The sequence below is a fragment of the Serratia proteamaculans genome, assembly GCF_013337185.1.
GTDB classification, from domain to species: Bacteria; Pseudomonadota; Gammaproteobacteria; order Enterobacterales; family Enterobacteriaceae; genus Serratia; species Serratia proteamaculans_D.
The window spans coordinates 1-26,001 of the sequence record NZ_SWDE01000008.1 but is presented as its reverse complement, the minus strand read 5'-3'; the positions used below and the strand labels follow the sequence as shown (position 1 = coordinate 26,001).

The window sequence follows — 26,001 nt, the reverse complement described above, 5'->3', positions numbered from 1 at the left end:
ACGCGATAGAGTTAACCCGGGTTCAGTTCGCTGAGCCCCTAGATTCAGGTATCTGGATATGGCCGAACCTCGTTTTATTCACCTGCGCGTTCATAGTGACTACTCCATGATTGATGGATTAGCCAAGATCGGACCGTTGGTGAAAAGAGCCGCCGCGTTAGCCATGCCCGCTTTGGCAATTACCGACTTTACCAACCTGTGTGGCCTGGTGAAGTTCTATGGCAGCGCGCACGGCGCCGGGATCAAACCGATCATCGGCGCGGATTTTCATGTGCAAAGCGAAGTGCTGGGCGACGAGCTGGCGCAGCTCACCGTACTGGCCGCCAATAATGAAGGTTACCAAAACCTGACGCTGCTGATTTCCCGCGCCTATCAGCGTGGTTACGGCGCCGCCGGTCCGATCATCGACCGCGACTGGCTGATTGAGCATCGTGAAGGGCTTATCCTGCTCTCAGGTGCCCGTCAGGGCGACGTCGGCAAGTTTCTGCTGCGCGGCAACCAGCCGCAGGTGGAGCAGTGCCTGGAGTTTTATCAGCAGTATTTCCCCGACAGTTATTATCTCGAACTGATCCGTACCGGTCGGCCGGACGAAGAAAACTATCTGCATGCGGCAGTAGCCCTGGCGACCGAGCGTGGGCTGCCGGTAGTGGCCACCAACGATGTGCGTTTTCTGGTAGCGGATGACTTTGACGCCCACGAGATCCGCGTTGCTATCCACGACGGCTTTACGTTGGATGATCCCAAGCGCCCGCGTAACTATACCTCGCAGCAATACATGCGTGACGAAGACGAGATGTGTGAGCTGTTTGCCGACATCCCAGAGGCGTTGCTCAACAGCGTAGAGATCGCCAAGCGTTGTAACGTGACAATTCGCCTTGGCGAATACTTCCTGCCGCAGTTCCCAACCGGTGATATGACCACCGAGGACTTCCTGGTCCTTAAGTCGAAGGAAGGGCTGGAAGATCGACTGGAGTTCCTGTTCCCGGATCCGGAGGTGCGTGCTCAGCGCCGCCCTGAATACGACGAACGTCTGGACATTGAGCTGAAAGTCATCAACCAGATGGGCTTCCCGGGTTACTTCCTGATCGTGATGGAGTTTATCCAGTGGTCGAAAGACAACGACGTGCCGGTAGGGCCAGGCCGTGGTTCTGGTGCCGGTTCACTGGTGGCCTATGCGCTGAAAATCACCGATCTTGATCCGCTGGAATTTGACCTGCTGTTCGAACGTTTCCTTAACCCGGAACGTGTTTCGATGCCCGACTTCGACGTCGACTTCTGCATGGAAAAACGCGATCTGGTGATTGATCACGTGGCAGAGATGTACGGCCGTGAGGCGGTATCCCAGATCATTACCTTCGGTACCATGGCGGCGAAGGCGGTTATTCGCGACGTGGGCCGCGTATTGGGTCACCCGTATGGCTTCGTCGATCGTATCTCCAAGTTGGTGCCACCCGATCCGGGTATGACGCTGGAGAAAGCCTTTGCCGCCGAGCCGCAGTTACCGGAAATTTACGAGGCCGATGAGGAAGTCAAAGCGCTGATCGATATGGCGCGAAAACTGGAAGGGGTGACGCGTAACGCCGGTAAGCACGCCGGTGGTGTGGTGATCGCACCGACCAAAATCACTGACTTCGCTCCCTTGTACTGCGACGCAGAAGGTCAGCACCCGGTCACCCAGTTTGACAAGAACGACGTGGAATACGCCGGGCTGGTGAAGTTCGACTTCCTGGGCCTGCGTACCCTGACCATCATCGACTGGGCGTTGGCGATGATCAACGCCCGCCGCGCGAAGACCGGGCTGGAACCGATCGATATCGCCGCTATCCCGCTCGAAGACAAGAAAAGTTTCGACATGCTGCAGCGTTCGGAGACCACCGCGGTCTTCCAGCTTGAATCGCGCGGCATGAAAGATCTGATCAAACGCCTGAAGCCCGACTGCTTCGAAGATATGATCGCACTGGTGGCGCTGTTCCGCCCTGGGCCACTGCAGTCAGGCATGGTAGATAACTTTATCGACCGTAAGCACGGCCGTGAAGAGATCTCCTACCCGGATATTCAGTGGCAGCATGAGTCGCTCAAGCCGGTACTGGAACCGACCTACGGCATCATCCTGTACCAGGAACAGGTCATGCAGATTGCCCAGGTGCTGGCCGGCTATTCGCTGGGCGGCGCGGACATGTTGCGTCGTGCGATGGGTAAAAAGAACCCGGTCGAGATGGCCAAGCAGCGTGGCGGTTTCGAAGATGGGGCAAAATCACGCGGTATCGACGGCGAGCTGTCGGTAAAAATCTTTGACCTGGTGGAGAAATTCGCCGGTTACGGCTTCAACAAATCGCACTCCGCCGCCTATGCGCTGGTGTCATACCAGACGTTGTGGCTGAAGGCGCACTATCCAGCCGAGTTTATGGCGGCGGTAATGACCGCCGATATGGACAATACCGATAAGGTGGTGGGCCTGGTGGATGAATGCTGGCGTATGGGGTTGAAAATCCTGCCGCCGGACATCAACAGCGGCCAGTACCATTTCCACGTTAACGATGAAGGCGAGATCGTTTACGGCATCGGCGCGATCAAGGGCGTCGGGGAAGGGCCGATTGAAGCTATTCTTGAAGCGCGTAACAGTGGCGAGCAGGGCTATTTCAAAGACCTGTTTGACCTGTGCGCACGTTCTGATATCAAGAAACTGAACCGCCGCATTCTGGAAAAGCTGATCATGTCCGGGGCATTCGACCGCCTTGGGCCGCATCGCGCCGCGCTGATGAACTCATTGGGTGACGCGTTGAAAGCGGCCGATCAGCATGCCAAAGCCGAAGCGATCGGCCAGGTGGACATGTTTGGCGTACTGGCCGAAGCGCCGGAGCAGGTGGAGCAATCCTACGCCAACGTGCCCCGCTGGCAGGAGCAGGTGGTACTGGACGGTGAGCGGGAAACGTTGGGGTTGTACCTCACCGGGCACCCGATCACCCAGTACCTGAAGGAAATCGAACGCTATGCCGGTGGCCAGCGTTTGAAAGATATGCATCCGACGGATCGGGGCAAAATGACGACCGCTGTTGGGCTGGTGATTGCCTCAAGGGTTATGGTCACCAAGCGTGGTAATCGCATCGGAATTTGTACGCTGGATGACCGTTCAGGCCGTCTGGAAGTGATGTTATTCACCGATGCGTTAGAAAAATACCAGCATTTATTGGAAAAAGACCGTATCCTGATCGCCAGTGGACAGGTCAGCTTTGATGACTTTAGCGGTGGGCTTAAAATGACCGCCCGCGAGCTAATGGACATCAGTGAAGCCCGTGAAAAATACGCTCGCGGACTTGCTATCTCGCTGACGGACAGGCAAATTGATGACCAGCTTTTGAACCGTCTCCGTCAGTCTTTGGAACCCCATCGCTCGGGGACGATTCCAGTGCATCTTTACTATCAACGGGAAGATGCGCGGGCCAAGCTGCGTTTTGGCGCAACCTGGCGCGTGACGCCCACCGACCGCTTATTGATAGATTTGCGGACTTTGGTAGGTAATGAGCAGGTGGAACTGGAATTTGACTAAAATAGGAATGCTATGAGTCTGAATTTTCTTGATTTTGAACAGCCGATTGCAGAGCTGGAAGCGAAAATTGACTCGCTGACTGCAGTCAGCCGTCAAGACGAAAAATTAGATATTAATCTGGACGAAGAGGTTCAGCGCCTTCGTGAAAAGAGCGTTGAGCTGACGCGCAAGATTTTTTCCGATCTTGGGGCTTGGCAAGTTGCTCAATTGGCACGCCACCCACGCCGTCCTTATACCCTGGATTATATCAAACACATCTTCACCGACTTCGAAGAACTGGCTGGCGATCGCGCCTATGCCGATGACAAAGCGATTGTCGGTGGTATTGCGCGTCTGGATGGTCGCCCGGTGATGATCATCGGTCATCAGAAAGGCCGCGAAACCAAAGAGAAAATCCGCCGTAACTTCGGCATGCCGGCACCTGAAGGCTATCGCAAAGCGTTGCGCCTGATGGAAATGGCTTCTCGCTTCAAGATGCCGTTGATCACTTTCATCGACACTCCAGGGGCATACCCGGGTGTGGGCGCGGAAGAACGCGGCCAGTCTGAAGCGATTGCCCATAACCTGCGTGAAATGTCTCGCCTGAACATCCCGGTGATCTGCACCGTGATTGGCGAAGGCGGTTCTGGCGGTGCATTGGCTATCGGCGTGGGCGACAAAGTGAATATGCTTCAGTACAGCACCTATTCGGTTATTTCACCGGAAGGCTGTGCATCCATTCTGTGGAAGAGTGCTGATAAGGCACCTCTGGCTGCAGAAGCGATGGGCATTACTGCTCCACGTCTGAAAGAGCTGAAGCTGATCGATTCGGTGATCCCGGAGCCTTTGGGTTCTGCTCACCGCGACGTGCCGGCAATGGCAGCCGCGCTGAAAGCGCAACTGTTGGCTGACCTGAAAGATCTCGATGGCCTGAACAACGAAGAGTTGCTCAACCGTCGTTACCAGCGCCTGATGAACTACGGCTACTGCTGAGTTTTGTCATGCGTTGCAAGAAACCGCCTTCGGGCGGTTTTTTTTGGCTGATGAAAAGGGGGGGTTGGGGTACACAGCACGGTTTTTTCATGTTGTTATAGACGATTGGTGGTTAACTGACAGGAGCAGCCGTTGAATATCATCGCGATCATGAGCCCAGCGGGCGTTTATTACAAAGACGAGCCGATCCGCGAGCTTCACACCGCACTGACTGCAATGGATTTCCAACTGGTGTATCCGAAAAACAGCGGTGATTTGTTAAAACTGGTCGAGGCCAACGCGCGCATTTGTGGGGTGATTTTTGACTGGGACGATTACAGCCTGGAGCTGTGCAGCGACATCAATGAGCTGAATGAATATCTGCCGTTGTATGCTTTCATCAATACCCATTCCACCTTCGACGTCAGCCTGCATGAAATGCGCATGGCGCTGTATTTCTTTGAGTACGCTCTGAATGCGGCGGATGATATTGCGCAGCGTATTCAGCAGTACACCGCCGAATACATAGATACCATTACGCCCCCGTTGACCAAGGCGCTGTTCAACTATGTGCGCGAAGGAAAATACACTTTCTGTACTCCTGGCCACATGGCCGGCACTGCCTTTCAGAAAAGCCCGGTCGGCTGCCTGTTTTACGACTTTTTCGGTGCCAACACGCTAAAAGCAGATGTCTCAATCTCGGTGACTGAACTGGGATCGCTGCTGGATCACACCGGCCCACATCTGGAAGCCGAAGAGTATATTGCCCGTACCTTCAACGCCGAGCAGAGCTATCTGGTAACCAACGGCACCTCCACCGCCAACAAGATTGTCGGCATGTATTCGGCGCCGACCGGCAGCACGGTATTGATTGACCGCAACTGCCATAAATCCTTATGCCATTTGCTGATGATGAGCGATATCGTGCCTATCTACCTGCGTCCGCTGCGTAATGCCTATGGCATTCTCGGTGGTATTCCGCAGCATGAATTTACTCGCGAGAGCATTGCCGGCCGGGTCGCGGCAACGGCTAACGCCAGCTGGCCGGTACATGCGGTGATCACCAACTCCACTTATGACGGTTTGTTGTACAACACCGACTACATCAAACAGACGTTGGACGTACCCTCAATTCACTTTGATTCGGCCTGGGTGCCCTATACCAACTTCCATCCCATCTACGACGGCAAGAGCGGTATGAGCGGCGAGCGCACGCCCGGCAAGGTTATCTACGAAACCCAGTCTACGCACAAGCTGCTGGCGGCGTTTTCGCAGGCCTCAATGATTCACATCAAGGGTGACTACGACGAAAGCACCTTTAACGAAGCCTATATGATGCATACCACCACCTCACCGAATTACGGCATCGTGGCGTCGATGGAGACTGCCGCAGCGATGCTGCGCGGCAATCCGGGGCGGCGATTGATAAATCGCTCGGTGGAGCGCGCACTGCATTTCCGCCGTGAGGTGCAGCGGCTGCGGGAGGAGAGCGATAGCTGGTTCTTCGACATCTGGCAGCCGGAGGAGATCGACGAGGCGCAGTGTTGGCCGCTGAACCCGGATGATAATTGGCACGGTTTCGGCAACACCGATAGCAACCACATGTACCTCGATCCGATCAAGGTCACTATCCTGACACCGGGTATGAATGAGTTGGGCATGCTGGAAGAGAGCGGGATACCTGCGGCGCTGGTGGCGAAGTATCTGGACGAACGCGGTATCGTGGTGGAAAAAACCGGGCCTTATAACCTGTTATTCCTGTTCAGCATCGGTATCGATAAAACCAAGGCGATGAGTTTGCTGCGCGGTTTGACCGATTTCAAACGCGCTTACGATCTTAACCTGCGGGTGAAGAACATGCTGCCGGATCTGTTCGCGGAAGACCCGGATTTCTACCGCAATATGCGCATTCAGGATCTGGCTGCCGGGATCCACCGTTTAATCTGTCGGCACGATCTGCCGGGGCTGATGCAGCGGGCGTTTGACGTGCTGCCTGAAATGAAACTGACGCCGCACCAGATGTTCCAGCAACAGGTGCGCGGCAACGTAGAAACCTGCGAGCTGGATCAGTTGGTCGGCAAGGTGGCGGCCAACATGATCCTGCCTTATCCGCCAGGGGTACCGCTGGTGATGCCGGGCGAGATGATCACCGAAGAGAGCCGTGCAGTGCTCGATTTCCTGCTGATGCTGTGCTCGATCGGCGAGCGTTATCCGGGCTTTGAAACCGATATCCACGGCGCGAAACTCACCGAGGATGGACGTTATCTGGTGAAGGTGCTGAAAATGCCGTTGGCTTAAGCAAATTCCCGGCAAATCAGGTTCACGCTGCTTACCGGCAGCGGTTCCTGCGTCAGACCGCAAAAGGGTTGGCCATCCTGCCGTTGGTGATAGCGGCAGCGATGGCATTCGCCGAATAACGCCACGTTGTCATCCTGCTTTTGCAACTGGCGTAACAACTGCGTCAGCAACTCCACTAACTGCCCGCCATCCTGCTGCATGGCATCTTGCGCATCCTGTAAATAGGCCGGTGGGAACAGGGCATCCATCAATACGCGTGATTTGTCGGTCAGCTTTAGCCTGACGCTGCGGCGGTCCTTCTCGTCCGCAGTGCGGGCGATCATCCCGTTGCTTTCCAGCTTTTTCAGTGATTGCGATACCGTACCCTTGGTCAGGCCAAGATATTCCGCCACCGCCATCGGGGTGTTGGAGTAATGGTTGCAGCGTGCCAGATAGTACAACGCACTCAACTGTACCGGGGGCAGGCTCTCCAATTCTTCATGGCTGCGCAACCAGCTGCGTTGCAGGCTATTCAGCCGCTCCAATAAATCAAACAGTCTCAAGATGGGATCCTCGTTAGTGTGGGAAAATAGTATCGATTAAAAACTATATTGACAAGTCGTGATGGAGGATTTATTGTGCATTTGGTTTCGAATCGAAACTAAATAAGTGAATTCATTTCACACACAGTCAGAACCAAGGAGAATTATCATGACCAAAGCCGTTTTCTATCATGCCGGTTGTTCGGTTTGCGTCAGCGCAGAGCAGCAGTTGTTGGGCCTGTTGAGCCAGGATGTACAGGTGGATGTGGTGCATCTGGGTGAAAAACCGGCGCGTCTCGCCGAAGCAGAAAAAGCCGGGGTACAGAGCGTACCGGCGCTGGTGGTGGATGGGCAGGTGCTGCACATCAACTACGGTGCTGCACTGGCCGATCTTAAAGCCTGATCTGCCGGTTGCGTTGCTGATTTCTGAATGACGGCCCCGTCTTATATACGGGGCTTTTTGTCGTTGACGTCGCCACTGCCGCCGGATACCGTGCCTCATCACACCGATAATGAGACACACTATGTTGGCACTCCGTCAGATACACCACATTGCCGTCATTGGTTCGGACTATGCGGCCAGTAAGCATTTTTATTGCGATATCCTGGGTTTCACCTTACTCGGCGAGTTTTACCGCGAGGAGCGTGACTCCTGGAAGGCCGATCTGGCACTCAATGGCCAATACAGCATCGAACTGTTTTCCTTCCCGTCCCCCCCGGCTCGTGTCAGTCGTCCGGAAGCCTGTGGCCTGCGCCATCTGGCATTCAGCGTCGAGGACATTGAGCAGGCCATAGAGCATTTGCAGGCTGCTGGCGTAGTTTGCGAGCCGGTACGCATCGATCCTTATACCCAGTCACGCTTCACTTTTTTCAGCGATCCCGATGGCTTGCCTCTAGAATTATATGAGGTATGAATGCTTAATCGGGGCATATCGACGCAGGTCGGGCGCTCATATGGTATTATCCCGCGCTTGCCGCACCCCCTTTTGAGTTATTTTCACTATGCAAGAACCCGTTTTTCGCGTTGGTGAGTGGTTGGTTACTCCCGCAGACAACAAAATAAGCCGTGATGGGCGCCAGTTGGCGTTGGAACCGCGCTTAATTGATATGCTGCAATATTTCGCCCGACACCCGGATGTGGTGCTGAGTCGCGATGAGCTGATCGATAACGTTTGGAAGCGCAACATCGTCACCAATCATGTGGTGACTCAGAGTATTTCCGAACTGCGCAAATACCTGAAGGACGGTGACAGCAACAGCCCGGAATACATCATTACCGTGCCCAAGCGTGGCTATAAACTGGCTGCGCCAGTGATGTGGTGTGAAGGGGAAGAGACAAGCCTGCCTGCGGCACCGCGGGTGGCGGTCATCACTCATGAGCCGGAAGATGGCAGTGAAGACGATGGCGCTGAGTACGAGCCGCCAAAACCCAGTCAGAAAAAAACACCCCCGGCAAAGGCGAAGGTGGCTTTTTATCGTCAATCACCGTTTTGGGTGTGGCTGGCTTTCCTGGCGGCGTTGAGCGCCTGCGTGGTGTTCGTGGCCATCGCAACTCTGTCGCGCCGCATACCGGAATCCACCATGCCGGTGCTGATGAACCCGCGGGATATTGATATCCGCATTCAGGGGGGCAACAGCTGCAGTAACTGGACGCCGCAACTTTCCTATGTCGTCGGCCTGAGCGAAGTCGTCACGGACTCGCTAAACACCTATTCGACTTTCCTGGTGCACGATCAGACCAACTATAACTACACCGGGCCAAGCAGTTCGGGTAAATCGCTGACCATTGAGTTCGTCAACCAGCGCCATTATCGTGCGCAGCAATGTTTCCTGTCGGTACGGCTGGTGGACAATGCGGACAGCTCGATCATGTTGGATAAGCGCTATTTTGTGACTACAGACAATCAACTGAAAATTCAGGAGGACTTCCTGAGCAGTCTGTCTGTGGCCCTCAATCAGCCGTGGCCAGCCCCTTTGCAGCAGCGGTTGATGAAACTCTTGCCCAATTCAGGCCCAGAACTGCAGCAGTATTACCAGGCGCATCAGTTATTGATCCAGGGGGATATCGACTCGTTGACCCATGCCAGTAGCATGTTGGGTGAAATGATAAAATCGACACCGGACTTTATTTATGTCGCGGCGGAAAAAGCGCTGGCAGACTTACTGCGTAACTCTTATCAACCTTTTGATAGCGGACAGTTGGCGCAACTGGATACCGAGATAGCTCGCCTGGATGCGCTGCCCGCTTTAAAAGACAGCCCGATAATTCAGCAGATCCATACGATACGGGCGTTGGGGGAGGGGAAAACCGATGAGGCTTATCAGGCGATAAATAAAGGCATTGAGCTGCAGATGTCCTGGATGAATTATGTGTTACTAGGCAAAGTTTATGAAATGCAGGGCTACAATCGCTTGGCTGCTGACTCCTATATCACGGCATTTAACCTGCGTCCGGGCGAGAATACCTTGCACTGGATCCGTAATGCCGTCTTCCATACCTCAATAAACACCGTCGTTCCCTACCTCGAAAACTACAATCCGGATAAACAACCCAATTAAGCCACGCCGCCGAGTCAGTTTTTTTGACCGGCGGTGTTATTTATTGGGTTTTATTTGTTAAAACCCATTAACTCATTGGTTGATTTATTTCTCTCTTTTATTTTCATTTGTTAGTGAAAATAACATGGCTATCTTAATGTTTTTATTGGTTGTTTATCTTTTCTTGAGCCCGTATTTATCTCTTGATGTGTTAATGAAAAACCTCAGTTTATCATTTGTATGATCATGAGCGTAATATCACTTTATCTTTAGGACTTTATTCCCGCCGATCATTAGCATCCTGACTATCAAGTCCGGTCATTAGCAAATTTGCATAACGGCCGAGACTTATAAGAAATCAAAATCAGGAGAAACTGACCATGGCTTCATCCAAGAAAATAGGGCTTATTGCCTGTACCGGTGTGGTTGCCGGTAATATGATGGGGAGCGGTATTGCCTTATTACCCGCGAACCTGGCAAGTCTCGGTTCTATCGCGATCTGGGGATGGGTAATCTCTATTATTGGCGCGATGTCACTGGCTTATGTCTATGCGCGTCTGGCCACCAAAAATCCCCAACAGGGTGGCCCTATTGCTTACGCGGGTGAAATTTCACCGGCGTTTGGTTTCCAGACCGGCGTGCTTTATTACCATGCGAACTGGATCGGTAATTTGGCTATCGGTATTACCGCAGTTTCTTACCTTTCTACCTTCTTCCCTGCACTGAATAACCCGGTACCGGCGGGTATTGCCTGTATTGCTATCGTCTGGGTATTCACCTTTATTAACCTGCTCGGCGGGACCTGGGTCAGCCGTTTGACCACCCTCGGCCTGGTGTTGGTGCTAATCCCGGTGATTGTCACCGCGACTGCCGGCTGGCATTGGTTCGACGCTGCAACCTACCACGCTAACTGGAATACTTCCGGTACCACCGACAGCCATGCGGTAATCAAAAGTATCCTGCTGTGCCTGTGGGCGTTCATCGGCGTAGAGTCTGCCGCTGTGAGTACCGGCATGGTGAAAAACCCGAAACGCACCGTACCGCTGGCAACCATGCTGGGTACCGCGCTGGCCGGGATTATCTACATTGCGGCCACTCAGGTGATGAGCGGTATGTTCCCGGCTAGCCAAATGGCTGCCAGCGGTGCACCGTTCGCCGTCAGCGCCTCCGCCATTATGGGGAACTGGGCTGCACCTCTGGTCTCTGCCTTCACCGCCTTTGCCTGTCTGACTTCACTCGGTTCGTGGATGATGCTGGTTGGCCAGGCTGGGGTCCGTGCCGCCAACGACGGTAACTTCCCGAAAGTGTACGGCGAACTCGATAAGAACGGCATTCCTAGAAAAGGCCTGCTGCTGGCCAGCTGCAAAATGACCGCGCTGATGGTGCTGATTACCGCCATGAGCTCCGGCGGTGGTAAAGCTTCCGACCTGTTCGGGATGCTGACCGGTATTGCAGTACTGCTGACCATGTTGCCTTACTTCTACTCTTGCGTAGACCTGATCCGCTTTGAAGGCGTCAATATACGTAACCTGTTGAGCCTGATTGCCTCGGTTCTGGGTTGTGGCTTCTGCTTCATCGCACTGATGGGCGCCGAATCGTTCGAACTGGCCGGCACCTTCATCATCAGCCTGATCATCCTGATGTTCTACGCCCGCAAAATGAATACCCGTCAGACAGCGAAAGCCAATGCTGTAGCCATCGACAACAGCACGACGGCCAAAGCGCACTAAGCACGTACTGACCCACTTCTTAATTCAGCCCCTTGCAACAACAATTGTCATCCGTGATGGCAAGGGGCTCGCATTACCTGGAGAAATGATTATGAACGTTATTGCTATCATGAACCACATGGGTGTCTACTTCAAAGAAGAGCCCATCCGCGAACTGCACAACGCGTTGGAAAAACTGAACTTCCGCATTGTTTACCCGAACGACCGCGAAGACCTGCTCAAATTGATCGAGAATAATGCCCGTCTGTGCGGTGTGATTTTCGACTGGGATAAATACAACCTTGAGCTGTGCCAGGAAATCAGCGAATTGAATGAGTACATGCCGCTGTATGCCTTTGCCAATACTTATTCAACCCTGGACGTCAGCCTTAACGATCTGCGTATGCAGGTACGTTTCTTTGAATATGCGCTCGGTGCGGCCAACGACATTGCCGACAAGATCAAACAGAACACCGATGAGTACGTGGACACCATCCTGCCACCGCTGACCAAAGCGCTGTTCAAATATGTACGTGAAGGTAAATACACCTTCTGTACTCCCGGGCACATGGGTGGTACCGCCTTCCAGAAAAGCCCGGTCGGTAGCCTGTTCTACGATTTCTTTGGCCCGAACGCGATGAAATCCGACGTGTCAATTTCGGTCTCTGAGCTGGGTTCACTGCTGGATCACTCCGGCCCGCACAAAGAAGCCGAAGAATACATTGCCCGCGTGTTCAACGCTGAACGCAGCTATATGGTGACTAACGGCACTTCTACCGCCAACAAAATTGTTGGTATGTACTCTGCGCCTGCCGGCAGCACGGTGCTGATTGACCGTAACTGCCACAAATCGCTGACCCATCTGATGATGATGAGCGACATTACGCCGATCTACTTCCGCCCGACCCGTAACGCTTACGGCATCCTCGGCGGTATTCCACAGAGCGAATTTGCCCGCGCCACCATCGCCAAACGCGTGAAAGATACTCCTAACGCTACCTGGCCGGTACACGCGGTGATCACCAACTCGACCTACGACGGTCTGTTGTATAACACCGATTTCATCAAGAGCACGCTGGATGTGAAATCCATCCACTTTGACTCTGCCTGGGTGCCTTACACCAACTTCCACCCGATCTACAAAGGCAAGTGCGGCATGAGCGGCGGCCGCGTGGAAGGGAAAGTGATCTATGAAACCCAATCCACCCATAAACTGCTGGCGGCGTTCTCACAGGCTTCAATGATCCACGTGAAAGGGGACATCAACGAAGAAACCTTCAATGAAGCCTACATGATGCATACCACCACTTCACCGCACTACGGCATCGTGGCCTCTACCGAAACCGCAGCGGCGATGATGAAAGGTAATGCCGGTAAGCGTCTGATTAACGGTTCAATTGAACGAGCTATCAAGTTCCGTAAAGAAATCAAACGTCTGAATGTCGAATCTGAAGGTTGGTTCTTTGACGTTTGGCAGCCGGAACATATCGATGAAGCCGAGTGTTGGCCGCTGCGTTCCGACAGTGCATGGCATGGTTTCAAAGGTATTGATAACGAACATATGTACCTTGACCCGATCAAGGTCACCATGTTGACACCAGGGATGAGCAAAGATGGTGAAATGGAGTCGTTTGGTATCCCGGCCAGCCTGGTTGCCAAATATCTTGATGAGCACGGCATCATTGTTGAGAAAACCGGTCCGTATAACCTGCTGTTCCTGTTCAGCATCGGCATCGATAAAACCAAAGCTCTTAGCCTGCTGCGCGGCCTGACTGACTTTAAACGCTCGTTCGACCTGAACCTGCGGGTGAAAAACATGCTGCCTTCGCTGTACAAAGAGGCACCAGAGTTTTATGAAGACATGCGCATCCAGGAACTGGCCCAGAACATTCACAACCTGGTGAAACACCATAACCTGCCGGATCTGATGTATCGCGCCTTTGAAGTGCTGCCGGCGATGGTCATGAACCCGTTCCAGGCCTTCCAGAAAGAACTGCACGGTGAAGTGGAAGAGGTTTATTTGGAAGACATGGTGGGCAAAGTGAATGCCAACATGATCCTGCCATATCCTCCGGGTGTTCCGCTGGTGATGCCGGGTGAAATGCTCACCGAAGAAAGCCGTCCGGTACTGGAATTCCTGCAAATGCTGTGCGAAATCGGCGCGCATTATCCAGGCTTCGAAACTGATATCCACGGCGCTTATCGCCAGGCGGATGGACGTTACACCGTGAAGGTGTTGAAAAACGATAAATAAGTGAAATAACAAGGGGGAGGCGCTTGCGCTTCCCCTTTTGTCGTTCCCCGACTGATGGGAGAAAACCATGAAAACACCCTCACAGCCGCGCGCAATCTACTATGTCGTAGCCATACAAATTTGGGAATATTTCAGCTTTTACGGCATGCGTGCGTTACTTATTCTCTATCTTACCCACCAACTTGGTTATTCCGATAGCCGCGCCATTAGCCTCTATAGCGCCTACGCTTCTCTGGTCTACGTCACGCCGATCCTCGGCGGCCTGCTTGCCGATCGCCTGCTGGGCAACCGCGTTGCGGTCATTGCTGGCGCAGTATTGATGACTTTGGGCCATATCGTGCTCGGCCTGAGCGCCGTATCTGCCAATTCACTCTACCTGGCGCTGTCGATCATCATCTGTGGCTACGGCCTGTTTAAATCCAATATCAGCTGCCTGCTGGGCGAGTTGTATCAACCGCAAGATTCGCGCCGGGAAGGGGGCTTTTCACTGTTGTATGCCGCCGGTAATGTGGGCTCGATCCTGGCGCCCATAGCCTGTGGGCTGGCGGCAGAACGCTACGGCTGGCACGTCGGCTTTGCGCTGGCGGGGATCGGCATGCTGGCCGGGTTGACTATTTTCCTGTTTGGCAGCCGTCATTTCAGCCACACACGCGGTGTGGATCGGGCGCAGATGTGCGTCACCACGCTGCGGGTCCCTAACTGGGTATGGCTGAGCGCCATGCTGCTACTAGCCCCTCTGTTCTTCACTTCACTGTTCATTTACGACCTGGCCGGTCAATTACTGATGCTGGTGTGTGCCGCCGCCGTCGTGATGGTGATCCGTATTATGGCCCGGGCGACAACAGTGCAGCGCCGTGGGCTGTGGCAGATAGTGATGTTGATGCTGTTGGGCACCTTGTTCTGGGCCTTTGCCCAGCAGGGCGGTAGTTCGATCAGCCTGTTTATCGATCACTTTGTCGACCGCCAATGGTTTTCCTGGACGGTGCCAACGGCATTGTTCCAGTCGGTTAACGCTTTTGCCGTGATGTTTGGCGGTGTGATGCTGGCCTGGCTGGTGCGAGGCAATGGCAATGGCAGCCGTACTCTGCGTATCTGGGGAAAGTTCGCCTTTGGTTTACTGCTGATTGGCGTGGGTTTTACCCTGATGGCGCTTAACGCCCGTTACGGCCAGGGCTCGATGAGTCTGATGATCGCCGGGCTGTCGGTGATGGGGCTTGCTGAACTGTTTATCGATCCGGTCGCCATGGCACAGATTACCCGACTGAATATCCCTGGTGCTACCGGGGTGCTGACCGGCATCTATATGTTGACCACCGGCTCGATAGCCAATTATCTGGCCGGTATTATCGCCGGTCAAACCGCTGATGACCCGGCTACAGGGGCGACGGCGCAGGCCTATGTCCACCTGTTTGCCCAAATTGGCTGGTGGGCGATGGGGTGCACGGCGGCAGTGGTGGCGGTGTTGGCCATGTGGTGGTTGCTGGCCGGCCGTCATATCCGTGCGGTTAATGCTTGATTGATGGTATGACGGGGGTTAACGTGCAGCTATCTGGACGTCATTAAGCCTAATCAATGAATAACAATCAATTATCCGCACAGCTTGCCCGGCAATTGGGTGCACACCGGCACTTGCTGGTGGCATTCAGCGGCGGGCTGGATTCCAGCGTGCTGTTGCACCTGCTGGTGGGTTTACGGCAGCAATTGCCGGACTTGCAGCTTCGCGCGGTGCACGTGCATCATGGCCTGAGTGCTTTTGCCGACCAGTGGGTAACACACTGTCAGCAACAATGCGTTGCCTGGCAGTTACCCCTGGTGGTTCAGCACGTGCAGGTTGATAGCCAGCAGGGTGGTATCGAAGCCGCAGCCCGGGCGGCGCGCTACTCGGCTTTTGCCAGCACGCTGGCGGCCGGTGAAACCTTGCTTACTGCGCAGCACCTTGACGACCAATGTGAAACCTTCCTGCTGGCACTAAAGCGTGGCAGCGGCCCGGCGGGTCTGTCGGCCATGGCTGCACAGACGTCGCTGGGGAATAATCATTTGCTGCGCCCACTGCTGGGTCACTCTCGTCAGCAGTTGGAGGCCTATGCGCAGCAACATCAGCTCAGTTGGATTGACGACGACAGTAATCAGGACCCACGTTTCGATCGCAACTTTCTGCGTCTGCAGGTGTTGCCGCTGCTGAATCAGCGCTGGCCGCACTTTGCTGCGGCGACGGCACGTAGTGCCAGCCTGTGTGCCGAGCAAGAGCAATTGCTGGATGAGTTGCTGGCCGAGCAACTGCACAAGCTACTCGACAAAGACCGTGCGCTGGCGATTGATGGTCTGCTGACGTGCTCACCGGCCCGGCGTTTCGCCTTGTTACGCCGTTGGATCGCGCTATTTGGCGTCACCATGCCTTCTCGCGAACAGTTGCAACGGTTATGGGAAGAAGTGGCGCTCAGCCGCGAGGACGCCGAACCCCAGCTGCAATTGGGACAATATCAGTTCCGCCGCTTCCGCCGTCGCTTGTATCTGTTGCCGTTGATGGTCGATCTGCGTGAAATCAGTCTAAGCTGGTCATTGGGCGATCCGTTGACGCTGCCAGATGGATTGGGTGAACTGGTCAGTGGGGAAGGCGACATCTGTTTGCGTGCGCCACAATCACAGCAAAAAGTGAGCATTCGTTTTACCGCTCAGGGCAAACACCGCATCCTGGGTCGTGCGCATTCTCGTCCGATCAAAAAATTGTGGCAGGAGTTGGGTATTCCTCCGTGGCAGCGTGAGCGTACCCCGTTGATCTATTATGATGACCAGCTGATTGCGGCGCTGGAGATTTTTGTCTGTGAGGCCGGACAAACGCCCGAGGGGCAGCAACCCTGGCGGCTGCAGTGGCGTAAAAAATAATAATAGACTGAGGAACCATGATGAAATTTGTAAGCGCAATGGCGGTAGTGTTGGGTCTGTTCAGCCTGCCTGCAATGGCGGCGGGCGATGCGGCTGCGGGGAAGGATAAGTCTGCCAGTTGTATGGCGTGCCATGGGGCTGAAGGGAAGGTGTCGATGCCGATGTACCCGAATTTGGCGGGGCAAAACGCCATGTATCTCGAGCATGCGTTGCAGGCTTATAAGAAAGGCGAGCGTAACGGGGGGCAGGCGGAAGTGATGAAAGCCTATGTTTCACCGTTGTCTGATGCGGATATTGCCGATCTGGCGGCCTACTATTCCAGTCTCAAACCCTAGGCCAGTCTCAAACCCTAGCCAGTTTAAAACCATAAATGACGAGGGCAGCCGTTGGGCTGCCCTGTTGGGATGGCGTTACCGCTAAATCAATCAGACAGGCTGACGACCACGGTACCGATTTCCGGATGACTGAAACTGAGGATGTGATCCAGACGCAAGCTGAGAGCGTCGCCGGCCCGATCGATAATCAGGTACTCAACGCCCTTGGTAAACTTCAGCTCGGTGGCTTTGCCTTCGAATTTTTCTCCGTCGCGTAACTCCAGCTTCAGAATGTAGTTATGCTGACAGGCGAGTTCCAGGCTTTCATAGTCATCGCAATTGATGGATTGGTACTCATCATTCATCAACATAGTCGCTCACCAATAAGTTAGCGGCGGCAAAGGCCGCCTGTTCCCTAACGGAGGACGGTAGCGTGCTATTCGCAGCAACTTCGTCCAATGCCTTTAATACACATGCTAACGCATCAGGCACGTAGCCGAGATCACCACTGCCGATCTCGGCGTAAAAACGGCGTACTAACTCACAGTATTGTTGCACAGTTTCCTCCCTTAAGAACCTCTGCGTCATCGAAGCCTTATAGCGATGAGGCGCAGGCACTCGGAGCTTGACTCTATCCTAGACGACTATAGCACAGCTATTGTGGAGTTATTAGCACCTCCGCGCGGCTTTCGTACCGGGCTTTGCCCGGCCGTGCTGGCCGCGGTTGGGCCAAATCAAGTACACTGTCGCCTGATAATAATGAGGTCACCCATGGCGCTGAAAGCTACTATTTATAAAGCCACGGTCAATATCGCTGATATGGATCGTCACTTCTACCACGACGCCACGCTTACCCTGGCCCAACATCCTTCTGAAACTGAACAGCGCATGATGCTGCGTCTGCTGGCCTGGATCTGTCATGCCGATGAGCGACTGGTGTTTACCAAAGGCCTGAGCGCCGATGATGAGCCGGAAATCTGGCGACGAAACGATCATAACGGGCTGGAAATGTGGATTGAAATGGGCCTGCCGGATGAAAAACGCATCAAGAAGGCCTGCAACCAGTCACCGCGAGTGGTGCTGTATGCTTACGGCGAACGTGCCGGCCACGTGTGGTGGCAATCGATGCAAGGCAAAGTGGCAAACCACAAAAACCTAAGCATCCGCTTCCTGGATGATGAACAATTAGGCAAACTGGCGGCGTTGGCCAGCCGCAATATGACGCTGCAGGCCACGCTGCAAGAGGGAACTATCTGGCTTTCCGATGCTCAGAATAGTCTGGAAATCCAGTTTGCCGAGTGGCAACAGGCGCAGGTGTGACCGGTGCTTGAACTGTCAAGAAATGTAGCCATACCGGATAACGAAGTGGAATTGACGGCGATCCGCGCGCAGGGCGCGGGTGGTCAGCACGTGAACAAAACCTCAACGGCTATTCATTTGCGCTTTGACATCCGGGCATCCAGCCTGCCAGAGTATTATAAGGAAAGGCTGCTAGCCCTGAATAATCATTTAATTACCGCCGATGGCGTGGTGATTATCAAAGCGCAGGAATATCGCAGTCAGGAATTAAACCGCGAGGCGGCGTTGGCCAGACTGGTCACTTTGATCCAGCAGGCGATGGTGGTAGAGAAAACTCGCAGGGCGACCAAGCCCACCAAAGGGGCAAAATTACGTCGTCTGGAAGGCAAGGTACGGAAAGGCGCGACTAAAGCGCTGCGCGGCAAGATCCGCACTTAAGGACACATGAACACAGTAGGAGAATAACTGTGAAGAAAATAACACTAGCCCTGTTTTTAGCGGCAGGGGCACTTTCGTTACTGGGATGTAATAATCACTACCAGCCGAAGGAACAACCGCTTCAGGCAATGCAACAAAGTTATCAGGGCGTGCTGCCTTGCGCTGACTGCGGTGGTCTGGATACCGCATTATTCCTGGATAAAGACGGTACTTTCGTGCTGCAGGAAACCTATCGCGGCACCAAAAGTGGCGATCAAACCTTTGCCGACTACGGCAAATGGGCGCGTACCGCTGATAAGCTGGTGCTGACCGACAGCCGTGGTGACAAGCGTTATTTCCGCCCGGTGGGGAAAAGTTTGGAAATGCTCGATCAAACCGGCATGCAGATTGAGTCGAAACTGAATTACCGCCTTGATCCGGTAGAAAAAGCTTTGCCTAAAACGCCGATGTCGCTGAAAGGCAGCTACACCTACATGGCGGATGCGGCGGTGTTTAAAGATTGCGCCACCGGCAAAACTTTCCCGGTCGACAATACTATCGCGCTGGAGCAGGGTTATGCCAAGGCGTACAAAACGCCGGGCGAACCGGTGTTCCTGACCCTGAATGGTCACTTTAGCGTTCAGCCGTCAATGGAAGAGGGGTTAACCGAGAAGGCGCTGGTGCCGGACGGTAAAATAGCCTTCGACCGCAGTAAAAATTGCGATAGCAAATAACAGCCATAAAAAAACCCGCCTAGGCGGGTTTTTAGTTTCTGCGATAGCGGATTAGCGCTTGATCTGCCCCAGCAGGAAATCAATGACTTCGCCGGTTTTAATCATTCGCTTCTCGCCGACACGGCGGTTTTTGTACTCAATTTCTTCGCTATCGAGGTTACGATCGCCGATCACGATAGAGTGCGGTACGCCAATCAGTTCCATATCTGCGAACATCACGCCAGGACGTTCTTTACGGTCGTCGAGGATCACGTCGATACCGTGGGAACGCAGAGTGTTGTACAACTCCTCCGCCAGCGCCTGCACGCGGAAGGATTTGTGCATGTTCATTGGCAGAATAGCCACCTGGAATGGCGCGATAGCGTCCGGCCAGATGATGCCGCGCTCGTCATGGTTCTGCTCGATAGCGGCAGCGACCACGCGGGTGACCCCGATACCGTAACAACCCATGGTCAGCACCTGATTACGGCCGTCTTCGCCCTGTACGGTGGCTTTCATCGCTTCCGAGTATTTGGTGCCGAGCTGGAAGATATGGCCCACTTCAATACCGCGTTTGATCAGCAATGTGCCTTTACCGTCCGGGCTGGCATCGCCTTCAACAACGTTACGGATATCGGCAACCTGTGGCAGCGGCAGATCGCGCTCCCAGTTGATGCCGAAGTAGTGTTTGCCGTCGATGTTGGCACCGGCGCCAAAATCACTCATCGCCGCTACGCTGCGATCGGCAACCACGGGAACCTGCAAATTGACCGGGCCGAGTGAACCAGGGCCTGCACCCACGATAGCGCGGATCTCTTCTTCGGTAGCAAAGACCAGAGGAGCTGCAACCTGCGGCAGCTTCTCGGCTTTGATTTCGTTCAGTTCGTGATCGCCACGCACCAACAGGGCAACCAGCTTGTGGCCGCTCTCTTCTTTAGCACGCACCAGCAGCGTCTTGACGGTTTTCGTCACCGGCAGCTGGAATTGCTCTACCAGTTCAGCAATGGTCTTGGCGTTCGGGGTGTCTACAATGCGCAGTTCTTCACTGGCTGCCGCACGCGGTTCAGCCGGTGCAACCGCTTCTGCCAGTTCGATATTGGCGGCAAAGTCGGAGCCGGTGGAAAACACGATATCGTCTTCACCGCTGTCGGCCAGTACCTGGAACTCGTGTGATGCACTACCGCCGATCGAGCCGGTATCGGCATGTACCGGACGGAAGTCCAGGCCCATACGGCTGAAGATTTTGCTGTAGGCTTCGTACATTGCTTCGTAGGTTGCCTGCAGCGACTCCTGCGAGGTATGGAACGAGTAAGCATCCTTCATCAGGAATTCGCGCGAGCGCATAACGCCGAAACGTGGGCGGACTTCATCACGGAACTTGGTCTGAATCTGGAAGAAGTTCAGCGGCAGCTGCTTGTAAGAGCTGATCTCGTTACGGATCAGGTCGGTGATCACTTCTTCGTGAGTTGGCCCCAGTACGAATGGACGATCGCCGCGATCGACAAAGCGCAGCAGCTCAGGGCCATACTGTTCCCAACGGCCGCTTTCCTGCCACAGATCGGCAGGCTGTACTACCGGCATGCAGACTTCGATCGCGTTAGCATTGTTCATTTCTTCGCGAACGATGTTTTCAACCTTTTTCAGAACGCGCAGGCCGGTAGGCAACCAGGTATAAAGACCGGAGGCCAGCTTGCGGATCATCCCGGCGCGCAGCATCAACTGGTGGCTGATCACTTCGGCATCGGCAGGTGTCTCCTTCAGGGTGGAGAGCAGATATTGGCTAGTACGCATGGTGTTTTGGTTCCGTTAGAACTGCAAATTGCAACCGGCTGCCAGTAGTAGGGCAGCCAAAATTTTCGAAAGTAATTTAGTTTACCAGTGCGAGCGGGTTGTCAAAAGAGAGACGGTGGAATTTTAACGCAGGTCGAGAGACAGCACCTCGGTTTGTTGACCCACCACTCGCCAGCGCACGTTGAAATCCAGTAGCCAGACGGCATAATCCCGTTCTGCTGCTTGCCCCTTGCGGTAGGCTGGTCGCGGATCCTGAGCCAGCACCTGGCTGATAAAGCGCCGCAGGTGCGGATAACGCCGCTGATGTTGCAGCAGCTGTTGTTCCGCCTCTGGAGCAAAGCATACCGGCATATCCCCGGAAGGTGCGGCCTGAGCAAAGCCGGCGCGGGCCTGCGGCTGGCTTTCGGCAAACGGCAGATAAGGTTTGATGTCTACTACCGGCGTGCCGTCAACCAGATCGAGACTGCCCAACTCCAGCACCACTTCACCGCCCTGCACCCGTACGCCTTTTAATTCGATCAGTGACATACCGAGCGGATTGGGGCGGAAGGTTGAGCGGGTGGCAAATACCCCCATCCGCGCATTACCGCCGAGGCGGGGTGGCCGGACGGTGGGGCGCCAGCCACCTTCCATGGTTTGATGGAAAATAAACATCACCCACAGATGGCTGAATTCGCTGAGTCCGCGTACCGCTTCCGCCTGATTATAGGGCGGCAGCAGCACTAACTCACTGCCACCGTCTTCGACTAACCCCGGTTGGCGGGGGACGGCGAACTTTTCTTTATACGGTGAACGGATGGTACCGATCTGGTTGAAAACAAATTCGGTCATTTGGACGAAACGTTAAGCGCTGAACCCTGGCAAATGGCCTGTTGGTAACAGCCGGCAACACCGCTGACTATCTGGCAGTCATGCAACAGCACGGCATTGGCCTTCATATAAGAGGCGCGGATTTGCATGCGCTTACGGGCGGTCGCCAGATTCGGTGGTGAGTCCTGAACGGTTGTCTGGCAGGATTCGCCAGAGACTTCACCCAGATCGCGGAATGGTTTGCCCACTAATTCTTCTGCACTTTTGTACAGTTTAACCGGAGCCGGACGCGCTGCTGGCGTGGTTTTGGTCGGAGTGGTTACTGCCGGTTTGCTGGTGCTGTTTGTTGACGGGGGCGCGAAACGCTGCGACGAACACCCGGCCAGCGCAAGCGCTAACAAACAGAGAGGTAAAGCACGCATTGAGATTCCTCTGCCTTGATGGAATAGTTAAGTGGCGCTATTGAAGCAATCTATGGTGGAAATAACAAGACGGGCCGTAGCCCGTCTTACAATTATAGGAATAAATTCGGTAATTAATGATTACCAGCCTTTAACTGCGCCACCGTTAAAGATCTTGTTGGCCGCTTCATTGACTTCGTCAGACTGATAAGCCTGAACGAACTTCTTCACGTTTTCCGCGTCTTTGTTATCTTCGCGGGCAACCAGCAGGTTAACGTACGGTGAGTCTTTATCTTCAACAAACAGGCCGTCTTTTGCCGGCGTCAGGCCAATCTGGCTGGCGTAAGTGGTGTTGATCACCGCCAGAGCGATTTGTTGGTCGTCCAGGGAGCGTGGCAGCTGTGGTGCTTCCAGTTCAACCAGCTTCAGGTTTTTCGGGTTTTCAGTCACGTCCAATACGGTCGGCAGCAGGCCAACACCGTCTTTCAGTTTGATCAGGTTAACCTTCTGCAGCAGCAGCAGGGAACGGCCCAGATTGGTTGGGTCGTTAGGCAGAGCAACCTGAGAACCGTCTTTCAGTTCGTCCAGAGATTTGATTTTCTTGGAGTAACCGGCAATCGGGTAAACGAAGGAGTTGCCGACCGACACCAGCTTGTAGCCGCGATCCTTGATCTGCTGATCCAGGTAAGGTTTGTGCTGGAAGGCGTTCAGATCGATGTCACCTTTGCTCAGCGCTTCGTTTGGCAGCACGTAGTCATTGAAGGTCACCAGTTCGACGTCCAGACCGTATTTCTCTTTTGCCACTTTTTGCGCGATTTCAGCGACCTGCTGTTCGGCACCGACAATGACGCCGACTTTGATATGGTTCGGATCTTTTTCTTCCTGACCGCAGCCTGCCAGAGCCAGAGTACCGATCAGTGCGCCGATTGCCGCGATGGATTTAAATTTTAACGACATATCCCTTCCTCATTAGACTCGCATTTGAAATACGCTGTGTGAGCGCAGTTGCTGTAAAAACTACTTATGGGTAACGGCCTTGACGATCCGGTCACCGAAGAACTGAATCAAATAGACCAGCACCACCAGTAATACTAATACGGTATTCATTACTGTGGCGTTATAACCGATATAACCGTATTGATAGCCAATCTGTCCCAGACCGCCTGCGCCGACTGCGCCACCCATGGCGGAATAACCCACCAAAGTGATCAGGGTGATAGTGGCGGCGTTAACCAGGCCCGGCAGGGCTTCCGGCAGCAGCACCTTCTTGATGATTTGCATCGGGGTAGCCCCCATCGCGCGGGCGGCTTCCACCAGACCGGAAGGTATCTCCAGCAGGGCGTTTTCCACCATACGAGCAATAAAGGGTGCCGCGCCGACGGTCAGCGGTACGATAGCCGCCTGCAGACCGATCGAGGTACCGACGATCAAACGAGTAAATGGAATCATCCACACCAACAGAATAATGAACGGAATGGAACGGAAAACGTTCACCAGTCCGGACAGCGTTCTATAGAGCGTGTTGTTGGCGGCGATTTGCCCCGGGCGGGTGACATACAGCAGCACGCCAACCGGCAGGCCAAGCACGAAACCGAAAAAGCCGGAGACAAAGGTCATCATGACGGTTTCCCACACGCCACGAGCCATTAACCACATCATTGCCTCAGACATAACCCAGAACCTCTACTTTTACCTGATTTTCCTGCAGGAACTTAATCGTTGCCAGCGCGTCTTCATCACTGCCATGCAGCTCTGCCAACATCACGCCGAATTTAACACCGCCGGCATAATCCATCTGTGCACTGATAATGTTGTTATTAACGTTGAAACGACGGGCGGCTTCTGACAGCAGCGGCGCATCAACGGATTGACCGGTGAACTCCAGACGCAACAGGGGCTGACGGCCGCCACTGCGTTCCGGCACCAGACGCTTGGCATAGTCGTCCGGGATATCCAAATGCAGCGTGGCTTGAATAAACTGCTGGGCCAGCGGGGTTTTCGGGTGCGAGAACACTTCGCTGACGCTGTCTTTTTCAATCAACTGACCCTGGCTGATAACCGCAACCTGATCGCAGATGCGTTTCACTACATCCATTTCATGGGTGATCAGCAGGATGGTCAAACCGAGACGACGGTTAATGTCTTTCAGCAGTTCCAGAATGGAGCGGGTGGTTGCTGGGTCCAGCGCGCTGGTGGCTTCATCACACAGCAGGACTTTGGGTTGGCTTGCCAGCGCACGGGCAATTGCCACGCGTTGCTTTTGGCCGCCCGACAGGTTGGCCGGGTAGGCGTCATGTTTGTCTGACAGCCCGACCAGTTCCAGCAATTCGGTTACGCGTTTTTTGATTTCAGCGCGTGGCGTGTTGTCCAGCTCCAGCGGCAATGAAACATTGCCAAACACCGTGCGGGAAGACAACAGGTTAAAGTGCTGGAATATCATACCGATCTGACGGCGAGCGCGCGTCAGTTCGCCTTCGGACAGCGAGGTCAGATCCTGTCCATCAACCAGTACCTGGCCGGAGGTAGGACGCTCAAGCATGTTGGCGCAGCGGATTAACGTACTTTTACCGGCGCCTGATGCACCGATAACGCCATAAATTTGCCCGGCAGGGACGTGAAGAGTCACGTCAGAGAGCGCGGTAATGGTGCGCGAACCCTGCTGGAACACTTTGGTGATGTTAGAAAGTTTAATCATATTCTTCTTATTTTAGCGTGGTTGCCCGTGGCTAGATAAAAGTAAACCCTGGCGTGGACCAAGGTATGAGTCAGATGTTAAGGCGTCTAGACGTCCAAGTCAACGATCAACGCTGTTCTCTGCCGTTCTCAGTGCCGGGTAAAACATGCGATACTGTCGGCGTTTTCAGGCCCTCAGGAGCAAACCGGTGACACAAAGCGTTCCAGCAATTTTTCTCGATCGTGATGGCACGATTAATGTCGATCATGGCTACGTTCATGAAATCGATAATTTCCACTTTATAGATGGCGTGATTGACGCCTGTCGCGAGCTCAAAAAGATGGGCTTTGCTCTGGTATTGGTGACCAACCAGTCCGGCATCGCGCGCGGCATGTTCAGCGAAGACCAATTTATGTACCTGACCGAGTGGATGGACTGGTCGCTGGCCGATCGCGATGTTGACCTGGACGGTATCTATTTCTGTCCACATCTTCCTGATGCAGTAGTAGAAGAGTTCCGTCAGGTGTGCGACTGCCGTAAACCTCAGCCGGGCATGTTGCTGCAAGCGCAGCAGGAATTGAACATTGATATGGCTGCTTCTTATATGGTTGGCGACAAACCGGAAGATATGCAGGCAGCAATAGCGGCAGGCGTCGGGACTAAAGTACTGGTGCGTACCGGCAAACCTGTCACTGAACAAGGTGAGAAACTGGCGGATTGGGTGATAAACAGCCTGGCAGACCTGCCGGCAGCCATCAAAAAGCGGGTTTAGTAGGCGTTGTGCGTGAATAGTGAGCGGTCAGATGGAAAGTGAATATAAACCCTTGTCATTCTGAACCAGCTCCCTATAATGCGCCTCCATCGACACGGAACATGTGAAT

At 54.1% G+C, this 26,001-nt stretch carries 24 protein-coding genes; 15 read left to right on the top strand and 9 right to left on the bottom strand.

Going from position 1 to position 26,001, the window contains the following annotated elements:
• The first annotated feature begins 58 nt into the window (after nucleotides 1-58).
• From dnaE to FCL49_RS22345, 3 genes are all read left to right on the top strand, one after another.
• Nucleotides 59-3,547 carry a DNA polymerase III subunit alpha gene (gene dnaE / locus FCL49_RS22355; protein ID WP_153859278.1) on the top strand — a complete coding sequence of 1,163 codons (3,489 nt, stop codon included), beginning with the start codon at nucleotides 59-61 and terminating at the stop codon, nucleotides 3,545-3,547.
• Between the two features lie 12 nt (nucleotides 3,548-3,559).
• Nucleotides 3,560-4,519 (top strand): acetyl-CoA carboxylase carboxyl transferase subunit alpha, encoded by a 960-nt coding sequence (gene accA, locus FCL49_RS22350; protein WP_135317738.1) that lies wholly within the window; start codon nucleotides 3,560-3,562, stop codon nucleotides 4,517-4,519.
• A 132-nt stretch (nucleotides 4,520-4,651) separates the two neighbouring features.
• The gene (locus FCL49_RS22345; RefSeq protein WP_174355192.1) at nucleotides 4,652-6,796 is read left to right on the top strand and encodes a lysine decarboxylase LdcC; all 2,145 of its coding nucleotides are present in this window, start codon (nucleotides 4,652-4,654) and stop codon (nucleotides 6,794-6,796) included.
• On the opposite strand, the gene FCL49_RS22340 is transcribed toward FCL49_RS22345, so the two are convergent.
• Nucleotides 6,793-7,338: a MarR family winged helix-turn-helix transcriptional regulator gene (locus FCL49_RS22340; RefSeq protein ID WP_174355191.1), complete on the bottom strand. Its 546-nt coding sequence runs from the start codon at nucleotides 7,336-7,338 to the stop codon at nucleotides 6,793-6,795. The genes FCL49_RS22345 and FCL49_RS22340 overlap by 4 nt on opposite strands.
• A 148-nt stretch (nucleotides 7,339-7,486) precedes the next feature.
• On the opposite strand from FCL49_RS22340, the gene FCL49_RS22335 reads away from it, so the two are divergent.
• From FCL49_RS22335 to FCL49_RS22300, 8 genes are all read left to right on the top strand, one after another.
• Nucleotides 7,487-7,720 (top strand): glutaredoxin family protein, encoded by a 234-nt coding sequence (locus FCL49_RS22335; RefSeq protein WP_174355190.1) that lies wholly within the window; start codon nucleotides 7,487-7,489, stop codon nucleotides 7,718-7,720.
• Nucleotides 7,721-7,841: 121 nt separating this feature from the next.
• Complete coding sequence (locus tag FCL49_RS22330) at nucleotides 7,842-8,231, top strand: VOC family protein (RefSeq protein WP_153859282.1); 390 nt, start codon at nucleotides 7,842-7,844, stop codon at nucleotides 8,229-8,231.
• A gap of 88 nt (nucleotides 8,232-8,319) precedes the next feature.
• Nucleotides 8,320-9,876: a lysine decarboxylation/transport transcriptional activator CadC gene (cadC, locus tag FCL49_RS22325; RefSeq protein ID WP_174355189.1), complete on the top strand. Its 1,557-nt coding sequence runs from the start codon at nucleotides 8,320-8,322 to the stop codon at nucleotides 9,874-9,876.
• A gap of 359 nt (nucleotides 9,877-10,235) precedes the next feature.
• The gene (cadB, locus tag FCL49_RS22320; protein ID WP_174355188.1) at nucleotides 10,236-11,585 is read left to right on the top strand and encodes a cadaverine/lysine antiporter; all 1,350 of its coding nucleotides are present in this window, start codon (nucleotides 10,236-10,238) and stop codon (nucleotides 11,583-11,585) included.
• A gap of 91 nt (nucleotides 11,586-11,676) precedes the next feature.
• Nucleotides 11,677-13,818, top strand: a complete 2,142-nt coding sequence (gene cadA, locus FCL49_RS22315; protein ID WP_174355187.1) for a lysine decarboxylase CadA — start codon at nucleotides 11,677-11,679, stop codon at nucleotides 13,816-13,818.
• Between the two features lie 67 nt (nucleotides 13,819-13,885).
• The gene (gene dtpD, locus FCL49_RS22310; RefSeq protein WP_174355186.1) at nucleotides 13,886-15,334 is read left to right on the top strand and encodes a dipeptide permease DtpD; all 1,449 of its coding nucleotides are present in this window, start codon (nucleotides 13,886-13,888) and stop codon (nucleotides 15,332-15,334) included.
• A gap of 56 nt (nucleotides 15,335-15,390) precedes the next feature.
• A complete protein-coding gene (gene tilS / locus FCL49_RS22305; RefSeq protein ID WP_174355185.1) occupies nucleotides 15,391-16,701 on the top strand; it encodes a tRNA lysidine(34) synthetase TilS in 1,311 nt (436 codons plus the stop codon).
• A 17-nt stretch (nucleotides 16,702-16,718) separates the two neighbouring features.
• Nucleotides 16,719-17,036, top strand: coding sequence for a c-type cytochrome (locus tag FCL49_RS22300; protein WP_174355184.1), 318 nt, complete (start codon nucleotides 16,719-16,721; stop codon nucleotides 17,034-17,036).
• A gap of 86 nt (nucleotides 17,037-17,122) precedes the next feature.
• Here the strand turns inward: FCL49_RS22300 and rof are convergent, their stop codons facing one another.
• On the bottom strand, nucleotides 17,123-17,380 hold the full coding sequence (gene rof, locus FCL49_RS22295) for a Rho-binding antiterminator (protein WP_368040125.1): 258 nt from the start codon (nucleotides 17,378-17,380) through the stop codon (nucleotides 17,123-17,125).
• A complete protein-coding gene (locus FCL49_RS22290; protein WP_012146467.1) occupies nucleotides 17,373-17,573 on the bottom strand; it encodes a YaeP family protein in 201 nt (66 codons plus the stop codon). Before FCL49_RS22290 ends, rof begins: the two co-directional genes overlap by 8 nt.
• A 213-nt stretch (nucleotides 17,574-17,786) precedes the next feature.
• On the opposite strand from FCL49_RS22290, the gene FCL49_RS22285 reads away from it, so the two are divergent.
• From FCL49_RS22285 to nlpE, 3 genes are read left to right on the top strand one after another with little or no spacing between them, the layout of a single operon-like run.
• On the top strand, nucleotides 17,787-18,335 hold the full coding sequence (locus tag FCL49_RS22285) for a YaeQ family protein (RefSeq protein WP_174355183.1): 549 nt from the start codon (nucleotides 17,787-17,789) through the stop codon (nucleotides 18,333-18,335).
• 3 nt (nucleotides 18,336-18,338) lie between these two features.
• The gene (gene arfB / locus FCL49_RS22280; protein WP_012146465.1) at nucleotides 18,339-18,752 is read left to right on the top strand and encodes an alternative ribosome rescue aminoacyl-tRNA hydrolase ArfB; all 414 of its coding nucleotides are present in this window, start codon (nucleotides 18,339-18,341) and stop codon (nucleotides 18,750-18,752) included.
• Nucleotides 18,753-18,781: 29 nt separating this feature from the next.
• A complete protein-coding gene (gene nlpE / locus FCL49_RS22275; protein WP_174355182.1) occupies nucleotides 18,782-19,465 on the top strand; it encodes an envelope stress response activation lipoprotein NlpE in 684 nt (227 codons plus the stop codon).
• Between the two features lie 51 nt (nucleotides 19,466-19,516).
• Here the strand turns inward: nlpE and proS are convergent, their stop codons facing one another.
• The 6 genes from proS to metN form a co-directional block, all read right to left on the bottom strand.
• A complete protein-coding gene (proS, locus tag FCL49_RS22270) occupies nucleotides 19,517-21,235 on the bottom strand; it encodes a proline--tRNA ligase (protein ID WP_135317726.1) in 1,719 nt (572 codons plus the stop codon).
• A gap of 123 nt (nucleotides 21,236-21,358) precedes the next feature.
• Entirely contained in the window at nucleotides 21,359-22,066 is a 708-nt protein-coding gene (gene tsaA, locus FCL49_RS22265; RefSeq protein ID WP_174355181.1) for a tRNA (N6-threonylcarbamoyladenosine(37)-N6)-methyltransferase TrmO, read from the bottom strand.
• Nucleotides 22,063-22,467, bottom strand: a complete 405-nt coding sequence (rcsF, locus tag FCL49_RS22260; protein ID WP_153859291.1) for an Rcs stress response system protein RcsF — start codon at nucleotides 22,465-22,467, stop codon at nucleotides 22,063-22,065. Before rcsF ends, tsaA begins: the two co-directional genes overlap by 4 nt.
• 120 nt (nucleotides 22,468-22,587) lie before the next feature.
• Complete coding sequence (locus FCL49_RS22255; RefSeq protein ID WP_004952177.1) at nucleotides 22,588-23,403, bottom strand: MetQ/NlpA family lipoprotein; 816 nt, start codon at nucleotides 23,401-23,403, stop codon at nucleotides 22,588-22,590.
• Between the two features lie 60 nt (nucleotides 23,404-23,463).
• Nucleotides 23,464-24,117 carry a methionine ABC transporter permease MetI gene (locus FCL49_RS22250; RefSeq protein ID WP_012146460.1) on the bottom strand — a complete coding sequence of 218 codons (654 nt, stop codon included), beginning with the start codon at nucleotides 24,115-24,117 and terminating at the stop codon, nucleotides 23,464-23,466.
• Nucleotides 24,110-25,141 (bottom strand): methionine ABC transporter ATP-binding protein MetN, encoded by a 1,032-nt coding sequence (gene metN, locus FCL49_RS22245; protein WP_174355180.1) that lies wholly within the window; start codon nucleotides 25,139-25,141, stop codon nucleotides 24,110-24,112. The genes FCL49_RS22250 and metN overlap by 8 nt, the downstream gene beginning before the upstream one ends.
• Nucleotides 25,142-25,328: 187 nt before the next feature.
• On the opposite strand from metN, the gene gmhB reads away from it, so the two are divergent.
• Nucleotides 25,329-25,892: a D-glycero-beta-D-manno-heptose 1,7-bisphosphate 7-phosphatase gene (gmhB, locus tag FCL49_RS22240; protein ID WP_174355179.1), complete on the top strand. Its 564-nt coding sequence runs from the start codon at nucleotides 25,329-25,331 to the stop codon at nucleotides 25,890-25,892.
• The last annotated feature ends 109 nt before the right edge of the window (nucleotides 25,893-26,001 follow it).

Coding starts and splice junctions, on each gene's coding strand:
- tilS (WP_174355185.1), top strand. CDS start 15,391: ATGAATAACAATCAATTATCCGCACAGCTTGCCCGGCAATTGGGTGCA.
- dtpD (WP_174355186.1), top strand. CDS start 13,886: ATGAAAACACCCTCACAGCCGCGCGCAATCTACTATGTCGTAGCCATA.
- cadA (WP_174355187.1), top strand. CDS start 11,677: ATGAACGTTATTGCTATCATGAACCACATGGGTGTCTACTTCAAAGAA.
- FCL49_RS22250 (WP_012146460.1), bottom strand. CDS start 24,117: ATGTCTGAGGCAATGATGTGGTTAATGGCTCGTGGCGTGTGGGAAACC.
- FCL49_RS22255 (WP_004952177.1), bottom strand. CDS start 23,403: ATGTCGTTAAAATTTAAATCCATCGCGGCAATCGGCGCACTGATCGGT.
- accA (WP_135317738.1), top strand. CDS start 3,560: ATGAGTCTGAATTTTCTTGATTTTGAACAGCCGATTGCAGAGCTGGAA.
- rcsF (WP_153859291.1), bottom strand. CDS start 22,467: ATGCGTGCTTTACCTCTCTGTTTGTTAGCGCTTGCGCTGGCCGGGTGT.
- FCL49_RS22300 (WP_174355184.1), top strand. CDS start 16,719: ATGATGAAATTTGTAAGCGCAATGGCGGTAGTGTTGGGTCTGTTCAGC.
- tsaA (WP_174355181.1), bottom strand. CDS start 22,066: ATGACCGAATTTGTTTTCAACCAGATCGGTACCATCCGTTCACCGTAT.
- FCL49_RS22335 (WP_174355190.1), top strand. CDS start 7,487: ATGACCAAAGCCGTTTTCTATCATGCCGGTTGTTCGGTTTGCGTCAGC.
- rof (WP_368040125.1), bottom strand. CDS start 17,380: ATGAATGATGAGTACCAATCCATCAATTGCGATGACTATGAAAGCCTG.
- dnaE (WP_153859278.1), top strand. CDS start 59: ATGGCCGAACCTCGTTTTATTCACCTGCGCGTTCATAGTGACTACTCC.
- metN (WP_174355180.1), bottom strand. CDS start 25,141: ATGATTAAACTTTCTAACATCACCAAAGTGTTCCAGCAGGGTTCGCGC.
- FCL49_RS22285 (WP_174355183.1), top strand. CDS start 17,787: ATGGCGCTGAAAGCTACTATTTATAAAGCCACGGTCAATATCGCTGAT.
- proS (WP_135317726.1), bottom strand. CDS start 21,235: ATGCGTACTAGCCAATATCTGCTCTCCACCCTGAAGGAGACACCTGCC.
- cadB (WP_174355188.1), top strand. CDS start 10,236: ATGGCTTCATCCAAGAAAATAGGGCTTATTGCCTGTACCGGTGTGGTT.
- cadC (WP_174355189.1), top strand. CDS start 8,320: ATGCAAGAACCCGTTTTTCGCGTTGGTGAGTGGTTGGTTACTCCCGCA.
- FCL49_RS22330 (WP_153859282.1), top strand. CDS start 7,842: ATGTTGGCACTCCGTCAGATACACCACATTGCCGTCATTGGTTCGGAC.